This is a genomic window from Arthrobacter sp. 01T419, assembly GCF_056398865.1.
Map to the genome: position 1 here is coordinate 18,607 of NZ_JBFTQF010000009.1, position 15,860 is coordinate 34,466.

At 64.9% G+C, this 15,860-nt stretch carries 15 protein-coding genes; 2 read left to right on the plus strand and 13 right to left on the minus strand.

Annotated elements, in window-relative coordinates; all coding sequences use genetic code 11:
- Nucleotides 1-5: 5 nt before the first annotated feature.
- The 13 genes from AC1DLO_RS14100 to AC1DLO_RS14160 form a co-directional block, all read right to left on the minus strand.
- Nucleotides 6-1,340 (minus strand): MFS transporter, encoded by a 1,335-nt coding sequence (locus AC1DLO_RS14100; protein ID WP_476891209.1) that lies wholly within the window; start codon nucleotides 1,338-1,340, stop codon nucleotides 6-8.
- 70 nt (nucleotides 1,341-1,410) lie between these two features.
- Nucleotides 1,411-1,929: a heme-degrading domain-containing protein gene (locus AC1DLO_RS14105; RefSeq protein WP_476891210.1), complete on the minus strand. Its 519-nt coding sequence runs from the start codon at nucleotides 1,927-1,929 to the stop codon at nucleotides 1,411-1,413.
- Between the two features lie 32 nt (nucleotides 1,930-1,961).
- On the minus strand, nucleotides 1,962-2,834 hold the full coding sequence (locus AC1DLO_RS14110; RefSeq protein WP_476891211.1) for a TolB family protein: 873 nt from the start codon (nucleotides 2,832-2,834) through the stop codon (nucleotides 1,962-1,964).
- On the minus strand, nucleotides 2,831-3,700 hold the full coding sequence (locus AC1DLO_RS14115) for a 3-keto-disaccharide hydrolase (RefSeq protein ID WP_476914502.1): 870 nt from the start codon (nucleotides 3,698-3,700) through the stop codon (nucleotides 2,831-2,833). The genes AC1DLO_RS14110 and AC1DLO_RS14115 overlap by 4 nt, the downstream gene beginning before the upstream one ends.
- Nucleotides 3,701-3,712: 12 nt before the next feature.
- On the minus strand, nucleotides 3,713-4,711 hold the full coding sequence (locus AC1DLO_RS14120) for a sugar phosphate isomerase/epimerase family protein (RefSeq protein ID WP_476891213.1): 999 nt from the start codon (nucleotides 4,709-4,711) through the stop codon (nucleotides 3,713-3,715).
- Nucleotides 4,712-4,777: 66 nt separating this feature from the next.
- A complete protein-coding gene (locus tag AC1DLO_RS14125; RefSeq protein WP_476891214.1) occupies nucleotides 4,778-5,962 on the minus strand; it encodes a Gfo/Idh/MocA family protein in 1,185 nt (394 codons plus the stop codon).
- A 9-nt stretch (nucleotides 5,963-5,971) separates the two neighbouring features.
- On the minus strand, nucleotides 5,972-7,108 hold the full coding sequence (locus AC1DLO_RS14130) for a Gfo/Idh/MocA family protein (protein WP_476891215.1): 1,137 nt from the start codon (nucleotides 7,106-7,108) through the stop codon (nucleotides 5,972-5,974).
- The gene (locus tag AC1DLO_RS14135; RefSeq protein ID WP_476891216.1) at nucleotides 7,105-7,854 is read right to left on the minus strand and encodes a sugar phosphate isomerase/epimerase family protein; all 750 of its coding nucleotides are present in this window, start codon (nucleotides 7,852-7,854) and stop codon (nucleotides 7,105-7,107) included. Before AC1DLO_RS14135 ends, AC1DLO_RS14130 begins: the two co-directional genes overlap by 4 nt.
- Nucleotides 7,855-7,894: 40 nt before the next feature.
- On the minus strand, nucleotides 7,895-8,788 hold the full coding sequence (locus AC1DLO_RS14140) for a carbohydrate ABC transporter permease (RefSeq protein ID WP_476891217.1): 894 nt from the start codon (nucleotides 8,786-8,788) through the stop codon (nucleotides 7,895-7,897).
- Nucleotides 8,788-9,768, minus strand: a complete 981-nt coding sequence (locus AC1DLO_RS14145) for a carbohydrate ABC transporter permease (protein WP_476891218.1) — start codon at nucleotides 9,766-9,768, stop codon at nucleotides 8,788-8,790. The genes AC1DLO_RS14140 and AC1DLO_RS14145 overlap by 1 nt, the downstream gene beginning before the upstream one ends.
- 10 nt (nucleotides 9,769-9,778) lie before the next feature.
- Entirely contained in the window at nucleotides 9,779-11,089 is a 1,311-nt protein-coding gene (locus AC1DLO_RS14150; protein ID WP_476891219.1) for an ABC transporter substrate-binding protein, read from the minus strand.
- 124 nt (nucleotides 11,090-11,213) lie between these two features.
- Nucleotides 11,214-12,029 (minus strand): hypothetical protein, encoded by an 816-nt coding sequence (locus tag AC1DLO_RS14155; RefSeq protein ID WP_476891220.1) that lies wholly within the window; start codon nucleotides 12,027-12,029, stop codon nucleotides 11,214-11,216.
- Nucleotides 12,026-13,147 carry a Gfo/Idh/MocA family protein gene (locus AC1DLO_RS14160; protein WP_476891260.1) on the minus strand — a complete coding sequence of 374 codons (1,122 nt, stop codon included), beginning with the start codon at nucleotides 13,145-13,147 and terminating at the stop codon, nucleotides 12,026-12,028. The genes AC1DLO_RS14155 and AC1DLO_RS14160 overlap by 4 nt, the downstream gene beginning before the upstream one ends.
- 170 nt (nucleotides 13,148-13,317) lie before the next feature.
- Here AC1DLO_RS14160 and AC1DLO_RS14165 point away from each other — a divergent pair, with 170 nt between their 5' ends.
- Nucleotides 13,318-14,538: an ROK family transcriptional regulator gene (locus AC1DLO_RS14165; protein WP_476891221.1), complete on the plus strand. Its 1,221-nt coding sequence runs from the start codon at nucleotides 13,318-13,320 to the stop codon at nucleotides 14,536-14,538.
- Between the two features lie 77 nt (nucleotides 14,539-14,615).
- Nucleotides 14,616-15,803, plus strand: a complete 1,188-nt coding sequence (locus AC1DLO_RS14170) for an MFS transporter (RefSeq protein WP_476891222.1) — start codon at nucleotides 14,616-14,618, stop codon at nucleotides 15,801-15,803.
- Nucleotides 15,804-15,860 lie beyond the last annotated feature (57 nt).

Consider the following 15,860-nt stretch of genomic DNA (forward strand, 5'->3'; position numbering starts at 1 on the left):
GGTGCTTAGGCCCGGGCTTGCTGGAGCAGGCGAAGGTCCTCTTCCGGCTGTGGATCCCTGCCCAATGCGAGGCCAATGATGGTCACGACTGCCGTGGCCAGCAGGTACCCGGCGATGAGGAGCCAGTTGCCGGAAGCGGCGTAGAGGGCTGTAAAGATCAAGGGGGCCACGGCTCCGCCGACGACTCCCGCCACGGTGTACGCCAGGGAACTGCCGGCGTAGCGCAGCCTGGCCGGGAACTGCTCGGTGATGAAGGCGGCTTGAGGGCCGTACATGAAGGCGTGTAGTCCAAGGCCGATCACGACACCCACGGTCAAAACCAGCACGGAGCGGGATTGGATCATGAGGAAGAAGAGCGGGATGTACACCGCGGTGGCCGCGGCGGTGATGCCGTAGACCAGCCGGCGGTTGAACCGGTCCGTGACGGCTCCAGCGGCCGGGATCAGGATCAGTTGGAAGGCCGAGCCCACCAAGACGGCGCCCAGGACGTTGCCGGTGCTCATGCCCAGTTCCTTGGTGGCGTAGACGGCGACGAAGACGGTGAACAAGGAGTACAGGACGTCGGGGCAGATCCGGCACAGCGCGGCAGCAAGAAGGGGGCGGATCTGGGTGGTGAGGACCTCCTTGATGGGAGCCTTGGGACGTTCACCCGTGGCCTCGATGGCCTTGAATACCGGGGTCTCCTCAAGCTTGAGCCGGATGACCAGTCCGAAGGCGACCAGGAAGGCCGAGCTGAGGAAGGCCACGCGCCAACCCCATGCGATGAACGCTTCGTTGCTCATGACGGCGGCCAGGACGGCCAGTGCGCCGTTGGCGAGCAAGTTGCCGGCGGGCGGGCCGATCTGGGCGGCGGACGACCAGAATCCGCGCTTGTTGGGATTGGCGTATTCGCTCGACAACAGCACCGCACCGCCCCATTCGCCGCCTACGCCGATGCCCTGGATCAGGCGGAGGAGGACCAAGATGATCGTGGCTCCAATGCCGATGGTGTGGTAGTCCGGCAAGGCGCCGATGAGGACCGTGGCCGCGCCGATCAGGACGAGGGTGATGACCAGGACATTCTTGCGTCCGATCTTGTCCCCGAGCCGGCCAAAGACAACGCCGCCGATCGGCCGGGCAAGGTAGCCCACAGCGAAGGCCGAGAAGGAGAGCAGGAGGCCGGTGTATTCGTCGTTGCCCGGGAAGAAGATCTTGGGAAAGACGAGCGCTGAGGCAACGGAGTAAATGGCGAAGTCGTAGTACTCCAGGGAGGTGCCTGTGACGCTGGCAATGAAGGCTTTGATGGCGCCTGCCGAGGGTTTGCTGCGCCGTGTTGGACTTGGCGAAGTGGTCGCGGACATGGTTCCTCCGTGGAACGTTGGGCGGATTTTGTGATCCCGATCTCAATCGGGGCCTACACCCAATGATGCATCACATGGAGGAATTGTTCAACAATTTTTTCGAAGGAGTTCGCGTTTCAGCCGCGAGATGCTGGCGGATGCCTTCGACAATGAGGTCATGATCCTCCTGCGATGAAAGGCCCGAAGCCGTGACCGCCGCGACGACGCCGACGCCACGGACCCGCACGGGAAACGATCCCCCTGTCACCGCATAGTCGGCGCCCAGCCACCCGACGGCGGACGCATCGATGCCGGCGGAGGAGAGCCGCGCGTCGACAAGTGCGCTGCTTGCTTCCATCCGCAGCACGAGCGCGGATTTCCGGGCGATCCACGATTCCTGATCCGGTGTGATGCCGGGCAGCGCAGCCCGAAAAAGGATGAGCCCGGGGCGCCGGATATCGATGCCGATCGCATGATCGGCCGCCTGTGCCATCTCGGTGAGCCGGGAGCCGAGCCTCCAAGCGTCTGCGTGGTCGAACGAGTCGAAAAGCAGTTCTTCTTCCTGTCGTTCAAGAGCTTCTATTGCTTCAACCGTGGGAATGTCAGTCATGGAGCCTCTTCTGGGAGATGGACGGGTTCGTATCAGTTGGCCGGATAGGCCACAAACGCGAAGCGGGCGGAGTCGGGTGACCAGCTGTTGACGTTGAGGGTTCCCTGGCCGCCGAAGAGGGGCCACGCGTGGAGCGGCGTCGCCCAGTCGCTCGTGGAAACAACGACGACGTCGACAGGCAAGTCCGCGGGGTGGCCCACCGTTCCGCTGGGGAAACGGATGTAGCTGGCAAAGCGCCCGTCTGGCGAGAGATGCGGGAACCAGTCCACGGTCCCGCTGTCGAGGAGCCGTTCAAGGCCGGTGCCGTCTACGCGCACGCGCGCAATCTGGGCATGCCCGGCCTGCGTGGTGAATGACTCGGTGTTGAAGTAGAGCCATTTTCCGTCGGGAGAGTACTCGGGCCCGTCGCAGTGACCAGGACCGGTGTCCACCACCGCCGATGCGCCGCCGTTCGCAGGCATCGTCATGAGGCGGCCTGGCTTGCTGAAATCGCCGCCGTCGATCCCCACATAGGCGAGTTCGAGCCCGTCTGGACTGACGCCATGCAGGAAATGGAAGGTTCCGTCCTCGGCGGTCAGACGCTCCGCCCCGCTACCCCGAAGCTCGGCCTTGTAGATGTGCCCGTCATTCGCCGAGAGGAAGATGCCCGTGCCGTCGGGGGCAAGGACGTGGTCATTGTTGAGATCCGGAATGCCAGTGATGGCTATCTTTTCGATCGCTCCTCCGGAAAGATCCAGCTGCCACAGCGCACCATCTCCGTTGAGGATGAGGGCCTGGCCGTCGAGCGTCCAGTTGGGTGCCTCCAGCAGCATGTCATCCGTGGCAAAAACAAGCTCGCACTCACCCGTTGCCGCAGAAGCGATCCAGACCTCGCACCGTTGGCCGGGTTGAAGCGCGCGTATCACAGCGACGCCTTCCCGGAGTCCGCCGAAAGGTCCTTGATCCGGATGTGCCGCCACCTGCATTGCGCTCCGACGCCCCAGCGGGCTTCGCCGAACATGGCGTCGTTGTCGTGGACTTCGAGGGCGATATGTCCGCTGTCGCCGAGCACATCAAAGACCGCGTCGGGGTCGTAGTTGGGCGATTCCAGCGTGGCGGTGTCCAGTTCCGCGATCTTGAGGCCGTTGATCCACGTCGTGATGACCGGCATGGCGCCCACACAGCGGATGCGGAGTTCGTTCCAGTCGTCCCAGCGCCACACATTGAGGAAATCGTCGACGTCGGCGGCGTAGCTCAGGCGGGCACGCTTCTCTTCCGTCACGGGTTCCACTGAGGTGGCCGGGTCATCGGCCTTGAGACCGGTGGGCCGGCCGTCGTCGTCGCGGACGACATCGATCGCGAACGGAACCGCCGAGAAGCTCGCGAGGCCGTTGCCGAAGAAGCCTCCGATTCCGCCGGATGGGCGGTGGTCCACGAGGACTTGGAATCCTTCCCAACTGTCCCGTTGACGCCGGATCATGACGCCGGTGTCGGCAGGCCAATCGGGGCGCATTTCGAGCTTCAAATCGAAATCCCCGAACGCTTGATCGCTGACGAGGTAGCCGCCGTAGCCACTCCCGGGAGCATCCTGCTCGCCGATCAGGACGCCGTCCTCGACCTTCCAGCGGGCAGGATGCTTCTCCGGCTCCGCGGGGCGCTGAAGTCCCATGCTGTCGAAATGCTCAAGAACGCTCGGGCCGCCGGGGTACACGGAGCCGTAGATGCGGGGCGCGGTGTGCCACCCGGCCAGGCTGACGCCGTCGAACAGCGGGACGAATCCGTCGTTGCTCACGTCGGACATCCCTCAGTCCTGGCTGAAGGCGGCGTCGAAGGAGGTCTGCGACGGCGGGAAATCGAACTTCTTGAGGGCGGCGAGGGCTTCGGGGGCGCCGTGGAGGCGGTCCATGCCGGCGTCTTCCCATTCGACGGAGATGGGTCCGGTGTAGCCGATGGCGGTGAGGGCGCGGAAACTCGATTCCCAGGGAACGTCGCCGCGTCCGGCGGAGACGAAGTCCCAGCCCCTGCGCGGGTCGCCCCAGGGCAGGTGGGAGCCCAGGACGGTGTTCCGGCCGGTGGGGCGGAGCTTGGTGTCCTTGCAGTCCACGTGGTAGATCCGGTCCTTGAAGTCCCAGATGAAGGAGACGGGATCGATGCCTTGCCACATGAAGTGGGAGGGGTCCCAGTTCAGCCCGAACGCTTCCCGGTGCCCGATCGCTTCCAGGGTCCGCACGGTGGTCCAGTAGTCGTAGGCGATCTCAGAGGGGTGGACTTCGTGGGCGAAACGAACCCCGTGTTCGTCGAAGACGTCCAGGATGGGGTTCCAGCGGTCCGCGAAGTCCTGGTAGCCGGCCTCGATGACCTTCTCCGGGACGGGCGGGAACATGGCGACGTACTGCCAGATGGAGGAACCGGTGAACCCGACGACGGTATCCACCCCGAGCGCCCGGGCCAGGCGGGCGGTGTGCTTCATTTCCTCGGCGGCGCGTTGGCGCACGCCCTCGGGCTCGCCGTCGCCCCAGACCTTGGCGCCGACGATCGCTTGGTGGCGGAAGTCGATGGGGTCATCGCACACGGCCTGGCCCTTGAGGTGGTTGGAGATGGCCCAAACCTTGAGGTTGTATTTGTCCAGGATGGCGAGTTTGTCCTCGACGTAGCCGGGTTCGTCCCAGCGCCAGGCGTCCAGGTGGTCCCCGGACACGGCGATTTCCAGGCCGTCGTAGCCCCAGCCGGAAGCGAGCTTGGCGACTTCCTCGAAGGGCAGGTCGGCCCACTGGCCGGTGAACAGGGTGTACGGGCGGGGCATTGGTTCTCCTTGGGAAGATTTTCGGGGGAGGGTGAAGCCGGCAGGCCGGCGGTTTTCAGTGGGTGGTCAGTGACCGGCGACCTGGATGATGGCGCTCTTGGCGTCGGCGGATTCTTCGATGGCGGCCAGCACCCGCTGGACGGCGAGTCCGTCCTCGAACGACGGGGACGGCGGGGTCCCGGCGTCGATGGCGGCCAGGAAGTCGCGGATTTCGTGCGTGAAGGTGTGCTCCCAGCCGATCACGTGGCCCTGCGGCCACCAAGCACCCATGTAGGGGTGTTCGGGTTCGTTGACGAGGATGCGGCGGAAGCCCTGCTCGCGGATCGGAAGGGTGGCGTCGAGGAAGCCGAGTTCGTTGATGGATTCCAGGTCGAAGAGCAGCGAGCCTTTGTCTCCGTAGATTTCCATGGTGAGCGAGTTCTTCCGGCCCGTCGCCATGCGGGAGACTTCCACGGAGGCGATCGCCCCGGAGGCGAGGGTCAGCGTGGCCCAGGCGGCGTCGTCGACCGTTACTTGTTCCGGACCGTCCGCGCCCGGGCGGCTGTCCACGAAGGTGTGCAGCCGGCCTGAGACCTCGGTGACCGTGTCCCCGAGCAGGAACAGGACCTGGTCGATTGCGTGGGAGGCGATGTCGCCCAACGCCCCGGACCCGGCCGTTTCCTTGTTCAGCCGCCACGTCATGGGCGACTCGGCGTCCACCAGCCAGTCCTGAAGGTACGAGGCCCGGACGTGCCGGACGGTGCCCAGCCTGCCCTCGGCGATCAGCTCCCGGGCCAAGGCCAGGGCCGGGACGCGGCGGTAGTTGAAGCCGATCATGGACTGGATGCCGCGCGCACGGGCGGTGCGCGCGGCTTCCGTCATCGCTTCGGCCTCGGCCAGGGTATTGGCGAGGGGCTTCTCCACGAGCACGTGCTTGCCCGCTTCCAGCGCCGCGATGGCGATTTCCGCGTGCATCCAGCCCGGCGCGCAGATGTCCACGATATGGATGTCATCGCGTTCCAGGACCTGGCGCCAGTCGGTGGCGGACTCGCTCCACCCGTACTTCGCCGCGGCCTGGGCAACCTGTTCCGGGTCCCGGCCCACGAGCACTTTCTGCTCGAAGGCCGGGACATCGAAGAAACTGGCCACGTTCCGCCACGCATTGGAATGGGCTTTGCCCATGAACGCGTAGCCGATCGCGGCAACACCCAGGGTTTTCTTACCCGGGTCGCCAGTGTGAGGGTTGGTGGGGGTAGGGATGGAGCTAGTCATGACTGATTCCTAGAGGGTGGCGGCCATCGGGTCCCAGTCCTCGGGGAGGGCCTGGGATGTCACGGCGGAGCTGTCGACGCCAACAAAGGTGCCGGTTTCGGCGGACTCGGAAATCGAAACCAAGGTATCGACCACATGGTAGGCGAGCGCTCCCTGTGCGCGGTGCGGGACACCGGCGCGCAGGGACCGGGCCATGTCCAGCACGCCCATGCCGCGGCCGTTGGCCGGTCCCGTGGCGGGAATGGTTTCCGCTTCTTCGGCTCCCGGACGCCACAGCTTGAGGTCGCCGTCGAAGTAGTTCGGATCCGGCACTTCGAGCGTGCCCTCGGTACCGGTGATCTCCACGAAGCCCATCCGCAGGCGGGGGGACTCGAAGCTGAAGACACTGTGCGAGGAGGCCCCGGACTCGAACTGGAGCATGGCACTGACATGCGTGGGGACCTCGACGGCGAATTCCTCGCCGGCCTTGGGCCCGGAACCGACCACGCGGGTCTCCTTGGCTTTGGACCCGACGGCGGCCACGCGCCTCACCGAGCCGAAGGCCTGGACCAAGGCGGTGATGTAGTACGGGCCCATGTCGAAGAGCGGACCCGCACCCTGCTGGAAGAGGAACGCCGGATTCGGGTGCCATGACTCCGGCCCCGGGGTCTGGAACATGGTCAGGGCCGTCAACGGGGTGCCGATGTCACCGCGTTCGATGATCCGGCGGGCCGTCTGCAGCCCGGCGCCCAGGAAGGTGTCCGGCGCGCAGCCCAGGCGGATGCCCGCGGCGTCGGCCGTCTTCAGCAGGGTCAGGCCGGATTCGCGGTCCAGGGAGAACGGCTTCTCGGTCCAGACGTGCTTGCCGGCGTTCACGGCAGCCGTGGCCACCTCGACGTGCGCAGCCGGGATGGTCAGGTTCACGATGATCTCGACGTCGGGGTGGTTCAGTGCCGCGTCCACGCCGCCCCACTCGGGGATGCCGTATTCCTTGGCCCGCGCTTCCGCGGCTTCCTCGAACAGATCGGCGATGACGTGGACCTTCAGGTCCGGGAAGACCGTCAAGTTGTCCAGGTAGGCCTTGCTGATGTTCCCGGCGCCGATGACCGCGACGCCCACGGGCCCACGGCGGGAGGACGGGGTGGACTGGTGCGTAGCGGCGCTCATGCGTTCACGTCCTGTGCTGCGTTGTTCTGGAGGAAGGCAAGGCTCTCGGCGATGCCTTCGAAAATGTCTCCGGCGTAGTCGTCGAACTCCACGACGCCCACTTCCAGCGACGCGGCGGCAGCAACGACGTCGAGCACCGGGATGGTGCCCTGGCCGGCCGGCTGCTGGGCTTTGGTGTCGGTGGTGCCGGGGCCGTCCTTGATGTGGATGAACTTCACGCGGTCACCGAGGCGGGCGAGCAGCTCCACGGGGTTCTGGCCACCGACCGATGCCCAGTAGGTGTCGACTTCGAGCACGAGTTCCGGGTCGAGGAGGCGTTCGAAGTACTCCAGGGCGGTCTGGCCCTCGATGATGGACTCGAGTTCCCAGGCGTGGTTGTGGTAGCCGACGCGGATGCCGTATGCGGCGCCCTTCTTCGCGGCGGCGTTGAGCTTGGCGGCTGTGGCCTGGATGTCCTCGGCGTTCTGCCAGTGTTCGGCAGGCAGGTACGGGTCGATGACCGTGGAGATGCCCAGTTCCTTCGCGGCGGCGAAGATCTCGTCCTGGTCTTGGCTCAGCAGGGGCGCATGGCCGGACGGGGCGGTCAGCCCGTTCTCCTTGAGTGCGGCGCCGAGCTCCTTTGCGGTGGCGACGAAGTTGTAGGGTTCAACCTGCGTGAAACCGATCTCGGCAACCTTCTTGATGGTGCCCGGCAGATCTTCCTGCAGGGCATTGCGCAGGGTGTACAGCTGGATGGAGTAGGACATGGTTTTCCTTTGCGTTGTCAGTTGCGTGAAAAAGGTTCGGTTAGCGGCCGGCGAGGGATCCGCCGATGCCGCCGACGCTGAAGTATTTGTTCAAGGTGGCGAAGACGATGATCGGCGGGAGCATCATGACGACAGCGAGTGCCATGACGCCGGACCAGTCGGTGAGGTTTTGCTGGAAGAAGGACTGCACGCCCACGGGGAGGGTGAAGATCTCGTTGGAGCGCAGAAACACGATCGCGACGAGGTAGTCGTTCCAGGCCAGGAGGAACGCGAAGATGGCCGTGGACAAGATGCCGGGCAGGGAATTGCGGAGCACCACTTTGGTGAACGATCCGAACACGGAGCAGCCGTCGATCCATGAGGCCTCCTCGAGGCTGACCGGAATGGAGTCGAAGTATGCCGCCATCATCCAGGTGGCCACGGTCATTGTCGAGCCGACGTAGATGATGATCAGGCCGAGGAGGTTGTCCACGAGCCCCATCCCCGCGAAGAGGATGAACAGCGGCACCACGGAAGTGATGATCGGCAGGGACTGCATGACGAACAGCAGCAGGGAGTAACCGGAGACTGCCTTGGAGCGGCCGCGGGAGAGGACGTAGCCGGCGGGTGCAGCGACGGCGACGGAGACGATCACGGTGGACAGCGTAGTGATGAGGCTGTTGGTCAGCCAGGTGCCGGCCAAGGTCTTGGAGAAGACACCCGTGATGTTTTCCAAGGTCAGGCCGGTGGCGGTGCTGTTCGGGCCCGGGGTGAGGGCCAGGACCACGGTGACCATGATCGGGACGAGGACGATCGCGGTGATGGCCAGGATCAGGACGAAGCGCCACCAGCGTCCTTGCATGCCCGCTTCGGAGAGGACTCGGCGGGATTTTTCAGGACCTGCGACGCCGAGGGCGGGTCCTGATTCCGGATGTGCGTGGAGTACTGCGCTCATTATTCGACGCTCGACTTTCGGATCTGGCGGTACAGGAAGACCGACACGAGGACGAGGGTGAGGGTCATAAGGAAGGCGATGGCGACGCCGGTTCCGGTCTGGAAGTCCTGGAAGACGCTGCGGTAGGCCAGCACCACGAGGGAGGTGGTGGCGTCCACGGGGCCGCCGCCGGTGAGGAGGTAGATGGTGGGGAAGTCGTTCACGCAGAAGATCGTCATCAGGATCCAGCTGATGTAGGTGGAACGGGCGATCATCGGCAGGGTGATCTGGGTGAACTGCTGCCATTTGCTGGCACCGTCCATGCTGGCGGCTTCGTAGACGGTGGTGTCTACGGAGGCCAGTGCGGCGGAGATCATCATCATCATGAAGGGGAAGCTGACCCAGACCTTGAAGACCATGACCATGACGGCGGCGAGGTGCGGGTCCGCCAGGAACAGGGGCGTGCCCAGTCCGAGGTTGCGGAAGATGGAGGGGATGAGGCTGTCCGGGGTGGCCACGAGCCAGTTCCAGGCGGTGGAGGACACCACGATCGGCACCACCCAGGGCAGCAGGAGGAGGACCTTGAAGGTTCCCCCGGCCGGGATCTTGGTGCGCAGGAGCAGGGCTAGGCCCAGGCCGACCAGCCAGGAGCCGAAGACACCGACGATGGTGAACCACAGGGTGAACTGGGCGGCTTTCCAGAAGGCGGGCGAGGACAGGACGGTGGCAAAGTTGTCGACGCCGACGAAGTTGCCGGTATCGATCAGGGAGCCGTCGTGGGTTGCCTGGACGCCGGCGTAGATCAGCGGGTAGCCGTTGATCAGGATGAGCAGGACGATGGAGGGCAGGAGGAGCCAGAAAAAGGTCCGGCGGGTCTGGCTCGACAGTTTGCTCTTGCGGTTCACGTTGCCGGGGTGGTTCAGGGACCCGCCCCCGGGCCCGCCAGGGGCAAGCCCCCGGCGGGCCCGGGCCAGGCCGGACTGTGCTGTGGTGGATGACATCGTGACGGCTTTACTTCTTGAGGACTGACTGGAGACCGGTCTGGAAGGCCGTGAGTGCCGACTTCGCGTCGGTCTTGCCCGTGAGGATGGTCTGGGTGAACTGGTTCAGTGCCTGGCCGCCATCGAGGACTGCGAGGTTCGCGTTAAGGGAGGATCCCTGCGCGGCGAAGGTCTTCGCGATCGGCTGGTATTCCTTGACGATCTTGACGTTGTTGGGATCGCTGGCAAACTCGGGAAGTTCGGTGATGGACTTGAAGACCGGCAGCGCGTTCATGAGCTTCTGCTGCCACAGCTGCTTGAGCTGGCCGAGGTAGTACACGAGGAACGCCTCGGAGGCCTCCTGGGAGGGGGTGTTCTTGTACATCATGATGTTGTTCGGGAACACCAGTGCGGCCTTGTCACCGTGCGGACCTGCCAATGGGCTTGCCACCAGGAGGTCTCCGGAGGTGTCGCCGACGCGCTGCGGCAACCCCAGCACATACATGCCGAAAGCGGCCTTCTTCCTGTCCTTCCACTGGGCATCGAGGTTGTCCGTGGTGTAGCTGACCGCAGCGGGGTCGATGACACCGTTGGAGACCAGTTCGAGCAAGAACTCGATGGCTTCGACGTTGCGGTCGTTCATGACGTCCAGCTGGCCATCCTTCGTGAAGACCCCACCACCGTTGTTGATCATCATCATGATCATCAAGTGATTGCCGATGTTGTTGCCCGCGCCGGAGCCCGTAGCGAAGCCAACGGCACCGATGCTCTTGAGCTTCTTACCGGCCTCGAGCAGGCTGGGCCAGTCGGTCGGAACGCCAACGCCAGCCTGGTCGAACAGGGACTTGCGGTACCACAGCGGACGCATGTCCAGCTGCCAGGGAACAGCGACGTAGCCTTTGTCCGACTTGAAGGGTTCCAGCACGCCGGGAAGGAAGTCGTCGAACTGCCCGTTCTTCTTCAGCGCGTCGATAACTTTGTCCGCGTAGGCGATCTGGCCCTGCTGCTCGAACTGAAACGCCTGGAAGCCACCACCGGTGGACACCGCGGGGCCGGTCTTGGAGGCGATGGCCGAGGAGAAGGTCTGGTAGAAGTTGTTCCACTGGATGGTCTGGTAGCTGGCCTTGCTGTTGGCCCCCGAGAAGCCCTCAGTGATCTTCTTCGCGTCATCGTTATAGGCCGGGGTGCCCCACGGCATGTCCCAGAATTTGATGCCGCCGGCGGAGCTTGAGCTGGAGCCGCCGCCGCAGGCCGCGAGCAACGGGACTGCCGCTGCCGCTGCCGTGAGGCCGAGGAAGCCTCGGCGGGAGAAATTGTGGCTGGCTTCGGACTTAACATTCATGATGATTCCTTTCGGGACCGCTGCGTGGTCTTCGCGTTTGTGCGGTCCGGCTCGTCGTCGAGAAGGCGAATGATTGCTGTGGTGCTGCGTTATTGCGGGTCGGTTGCCGAGGAGAAATGCGGGTTCAGTAGAGGTGCGCGATCGATTCCGTCAGCCGTGCAAAGCCGGTCAGATCGGAAGGGAGAGTTCCGGCGTCGAGGTGTTCCTTGAGCCGGCGCCACGTGGCACGGTGGGCGGATTCGTAAAGCGTGGGCAGGAGGATTTCCCCTTGGGGTCCGGTCGCACGGACTTCCGCCGGCCAGGCAGCAAGCGGTTCGGGGACCGCTATGCTGACACCGCCGTCGTCGGTGTAGAGCCGGAAGTCGACGCCGGCGGGCCGGGAATTGCTCAGGACGCCCTGGAGCGAAACTGGAGCACCATTGGCGAGCCGACCGGAAACCGTGTAACCGTGCGTGCCTCGGCGCAGGACGAGAAGCGCGTCCAGTTGACCGGTGACACGTACGACGGCGGCGAGGTGCTCGGTGAGCAGCCGTTCCGGATCCGTTCCTGCCGCGGCCGTGGCGACGGTGTCCAGCATGGCGGCGCGTCCGGCTACCGAGCGGACTGCCTCTTCGGCTCCGGCGAGTCCCGGGTTGGACGCCCAGCGCTGGTCCGGCACAACGGCGACGCCGGCTGCTTCAGCGGCGTCGAGCAGGGCGGCGGTGTTTTCCGGGACCGCGTTGACCACGACGATGCCCAGCGCTCCGCCGTCGATCGCTTTGATGGCCTCGGTGGTCCAGCCCGCGGCACCGTCGATAGCGGAAATTTGTGCGGCGTCGCCAGCCGTCGCGGAGGCTTCGCTGGCGGGACCGAAGCTCACCGGCAGCGAGGCGACGGCGAGTTCCACAGCGCCGTTCTCTTCGGCCTGTGGGGTGGCTGTGACAGTGTACTGGGCGCTCATGAGTGGGCTCCTGCATGGCTGTTGGCGTATTCGGCCGCGGCGACATCCACCGTGGCGTCTGCGATGGCGATCGCGAACGTGAGGTCGTTGATCAGGCTTTCCGCGGCTGGTGGTTGCTTGGTTCCGAGGGCCAATTGGGCGAGTTCCCGCCACTCACCCTCATAGCCGTTGTGCTCGTACGGCCCGTAGGTGGTGCTCGTGGTGCCGCGGGTGATGGTTGCGACGGCGGATCCCGCCTGCACGTATGAGGGAGTGAAGTCCACGCGGAGGGCTGAATCGTCCGAAATCGCTTCGAAAGTCCATTCGGGCTTCCACGTCTTGTTCATGGCTGCCCTCAGTTCGATAATCCGCTCGCCTGCGCCCTGTTTTCCGGAACGAAGCGAAATCACGTAGCCGAAGGGGCGGACATGGCGCGCCTGCAGGACTTCGAGGTCTTCGAAATCCGGGGTGAAGCGTCGCACCAGTGGAAGGTCGTGGATGGCGAGCCCCATGATTCCGCCGCGGAGGGCGTTCTTGACGACTTCGACGTCGCGGTAGTCCGGGGTGCCGCTGGCTGGCCGGGTGATGATTTCGGTGGCGAAGTCTTCGAAGCGGGCATTGGGCGGGAGAACGATGGAGGAACGGATGGTGTGGGCGGTTTCGGGGAGATCGCCCCAGTTGGCCTCGGCTGTGAGCCAGCCGGGATCGAAAGTGTGCATGGCGCCCACGATGATCGGTACACCGGTCTCGGCCGAAACCGCGGAAATTCGTGCGGCCTCCTCGCCGCTCATCGCAAAGGGCTTTTCGCAGAGGACGGCTTTCTTTCCGGCGCGGCATGCTGCGATGACCTGGTCTGCGTGGAACTGGTGGGGGCTGCAGATGGCCACGACGTCGACGTCGGGATCGCCCAGGAGCGCGTCCATGCTGGTGCTGTGTTTGGCGCCGACGCGGGCTGCGACCGATTCGGCGACTGCGGCGTCGACGTCCATGATGTGGCGGACTTCCAGGATGTTCCGGAGCCGGGCCAGGGAGGGCAGGTGGATTGCTTGGGTGACCGGGCCGGCGCCAAGGATGCCAACGCCGAGGGGCTGCAGTGATCCTAGCGGTGTTGCTGCCTGTGAGTGGCTGGACAAGATCAGTTACCTCTTCGTCAACGGAGTCTCTGAGTGTCAGCGTGGCCTTGTAGGCTACGTGACCCTTCTCACAAACAACCTATGCGGACTTTTGCCGATGAGCAAGCAAAAGTTGAAAATCAATCGACAATCTTTTGTTTCGTGACACGCATAAGCAATCGTGCTATCACTGATGCATGACCTCTGCACCCGTCAAAGACCCCGGTAAAGACGGCTCCGTACCGGACGCCGGGAGCCTTTCGCGTGCAGGAGATCTATTCCAGCTTCTTCGCGACGGCCAGGCACGGACCCGGGCCGAACTCGCCATCACCACGGGACTGGCACGCTCCACCGTCGCCTCGCGCATCGATGCCCTCATGAACTCCGGTCTCGTGGGCCCGGCCGGCGAGGCGAGCTCCAGTGGCGGCAGGCCGCCGTCGCGCTTTGCTTTCAACCCGGCTGCCCGCGTTGTCCTGGCGGTCGACGTCGGAGCGACGCACGTGATCGTGGCCGTCACCGACCTCGGGGGAGCAGTCCTGGCCGAGCGCCGCCTGACGCAGGAAGTCGCGGACGGTCCCGATGTGGTCCTCGGCAGGGTGGTGAAGGAAGGGCGTGAGCTCCTCGCCGACGCCGGCCGTGGCCTCGAGGACCTGGCTGGGATCGGAATCGGGTTGCCCGGTCCGGTGGAACATGACACCGGCAGGCCGATCAAGCCGCCGATCATGCCCGGCTGGGACGGGTTCGACGTGGTCCGTTACATGCAGCGCTCGCTCCCGGTTCCGGTCCTGGTGGACAACGACGTCAACATCATGGCCTTGGGCGAACGCACTGCGTATTGGCCTGACCACGACAATTTGCTTTTCATCAAAATTGCCACGGGCATCGGCGCGGGCATCATCAGCAGCGGCGAGCTGCAGCGCGGCGCCAACGGCACTGCCGGAGACCTCGGCCACGTCAGGGTTCCCCGGGGAGACGACGTCTTGTGCCGTTGCGGGAACTACGGCTGCCTCGAAGCGCTCGCGTCCGGGCCCGCCGTCGCGCGCCAACTGCAAACCCTAGGCTTAGAGGCCACCAATGGCGGCGACGTGCTGCGGCTCGTGGCCGACGGAAACCTCCAGGCCATCCAAGCGCTCCGGCAAGCAGGACGCGACGTCGGCGACGTCCTGGCAACCGTGGTGAACCTGCTCAATCCTTCGATGATCGTGATCGGCGGCAGCGTGGGAGAGGCCGGTGAACACCTCGTGGCTGGCATCCGTGAAGTGGTCTATCGGCGTTCCCTGCCCCTGGCGACTTCGCATCTGCGCATCGGCATCTCGATGGCGGGCGACCAGGCGGCAATCCTCGGCGCGAGCCAGATGGTCACGCAGCACGTTTTGTCCCCGGCAGTGATTGAAGCCACGCTCCAAGCAACGGGCTAATGCGCGTCTTATGGCGTTCCGCCCCGGCACGCCGTGATAGCAATGAAAGTGATGGCTACTTTCAGCACCCCAGTCCTATGAAGGCCCCGTTCTTTGGGCGGATTCCCCGCAGTTGGATCGTGCTTGCCTGTGTTGCCTTGATCTCCTTGAGCATGCGGGCGCCAATCGTTGCCGTGGCTCCGGTGCTGGACACCATGCAAGCCGAACTCGGGTTCCCGCCGGTGGTGCTGGGCTTGCTCACAAGCATTCCCGTGCTCTGTTTCTCGCTGGCCTCGCCATTGGCGGCCCTGGCCGGGCGAAAATTCGGTGCCGAGTTTGCCATCACGCTGACCCTGCTGGGAGTGATCGCCGGAGTGGCCCTGCGCTCCGTGGGAACACCGGCCCTCGTGCTGCTCGGCACCGTGGTGATTGGTATTGCGATCACCGTGGGCAATATCTGCGTGCCGCTCATCATCCGCCGCGATGTGTCCCCCAGGCGTCAAGGCACGGCGATGGGCCTCTACTCAGCCTTCCTGAATGTTGGCGCCTTCCTGACGTCCGTGGTCACTGCTCCGCTTGCCGAACTCTTCGGCTGGCGGCTGGCCCTGGCTTCCGTGGGAATCCTGACGATTGCGGCCATGGTGACGTGGGCATTTGCCTTCGGCCCCCGTCGCGTCTTCTTTCCTTGCCGCCCCGAAGCACCCACTTCGGCGTTGGTGGCCGGCCGGCGGGGGGCCTCCTGGATCACGACTGGACTGACCATCGGCTTCGCGGGCCAGGCATTCTCCTATTACGGCGTAACTACCTGGCTGCCGAGTTTCCTCAACGACACCCTGCGCATGTCCGCCACCGAGGCCGGCGCCGGCTCTTCCATCTTCCAGATCCTCGCGATCGTCGGAGCCCTTGGAGTACCCGTCCTCTCCAAATACTGGAGCCCGACGGCGGTCACCGTCACCTTGGGCCTGTTTTGGGCGACCGTCCCCGCAGGCCTGCTGCTTGCTCCATCACTCTGGTGGCTGTGGTCCGTCCTTGCCGGTATCGCGCAGGGCGGCGGCTTCACCGTGATCTTCAGCGCCATCATCAGGGTGGCCACGGACATGGGGATGGCTGCCCGGATGTCCGCCGTCGTGCAAGGGGTCGGATACTGTGTGGCGGCCCTCGCGCCGAGCGTCGTCGGCTTCGTCCACGACAGCACCCATTCCTGGACGCCGCCGCTGCTCCTGCTCCTGGGCTCGGTCCTGGCGTTCATGGTCTGCACCACTCTGGCCGTGCGGAAGGTGCGCTAACCCCGCGAACCCCCGCGCGAGGTGAGTCCCGCCGTCGTGCGCTCGTTAACGCGAGGG

Excerpts from the sequence above, each read along its gene's own strand:
- AC1DLO_RS14100 (WP_476891209.1), bottom strand. The coding sequence starts at position 1,340 with ATGTCCGCGACCACTTCGCCAAGTCCAACACGGCGCAGCAAACCCTCG.
- AC1DLO_RS14105 (WP_476891210.1), bottom strand. The coding sequence starts at position 1,929 with ATGACTGACATTCCCACGGTTGAAGCAATAGAAGCTCTTGAACGACAG.
- AC1DLO_RS14120 (WP_476891213.1), bottom strand. The coding sequence starts at position 4,711 with ATGCCCCGCCCGTACACCCTGTTCACCGGCCAGTGGGCCGACCTGCCC.
- AC1DLO_RS14125 (WP_476891214.1), bottom strand. The coding sequence starts at position 5,962 with ATGACTAGCTCCATCCCTACCCCCACCAACCCTCACACTGGCGACCCG.
- AC1DLO_RS14130 (WP_476891215.1), bottom strand. The coding sequence starts at position 7,108 with ATGAGCGCCGCTACGCACCAGTCCACCCCGTCCTCCCGCCGTGGGCCC.
- AC1DLO_RS14135 (WP_476891216.1), bottom strand. The coding sequence starts at position 7,854 with ATGTCCTACTCCATCCAGCTGTACACCCTGCGCAATGCCCTGCAGGAA.
- AC1DLO_RS14140 (WP_476891217.1), bottom strand. The coding sequence starts at position 8,788 with ATGAGCGCAGTACTCCACGCACATCCGGAATCAGGACCCGCCCTCGGC.
- AC1DLO_RS14145 (WP_476891218.1), bottom strand. The coding sequence starts at position 9,768 with ATGTCATCCACCACAGCACAGTCCGGCCTGGCCCGGGCCCGCCGGGGG.
- AC1DLO_RS14150 (WP_476891219.1), bottom strand. The coding sequence starts at position 11,089 with ATGAATGTTAAGTCCGAAGCCAGCCACAATTTCTCCCGCCGAGGCTTC.
- AC1DLO_RS14155 (WP_476891220.1), bottom strand. The coding sequence starts at position 12,029 with ATGAGCGCCCAGTACACTGTCACAGCCACCCCACAGGCCGAAGAGAAC.
- AC1DLO_RS14165 (WP_476891221.1), top strand. The coding sequence starts at position 13,318 with ATGACCTCTGCACCCGTCAAAGACCCCGGTAAAGACGGCTCCGTACCG.
- AC1DLO_RS14170 (WP_476891222.1), top strand. The coding sequence starts at position 14,616 with ATGAAGGCCCCGTTCTTTGGGCGGATTCCCCGCAGTTGGATCGTGCTT.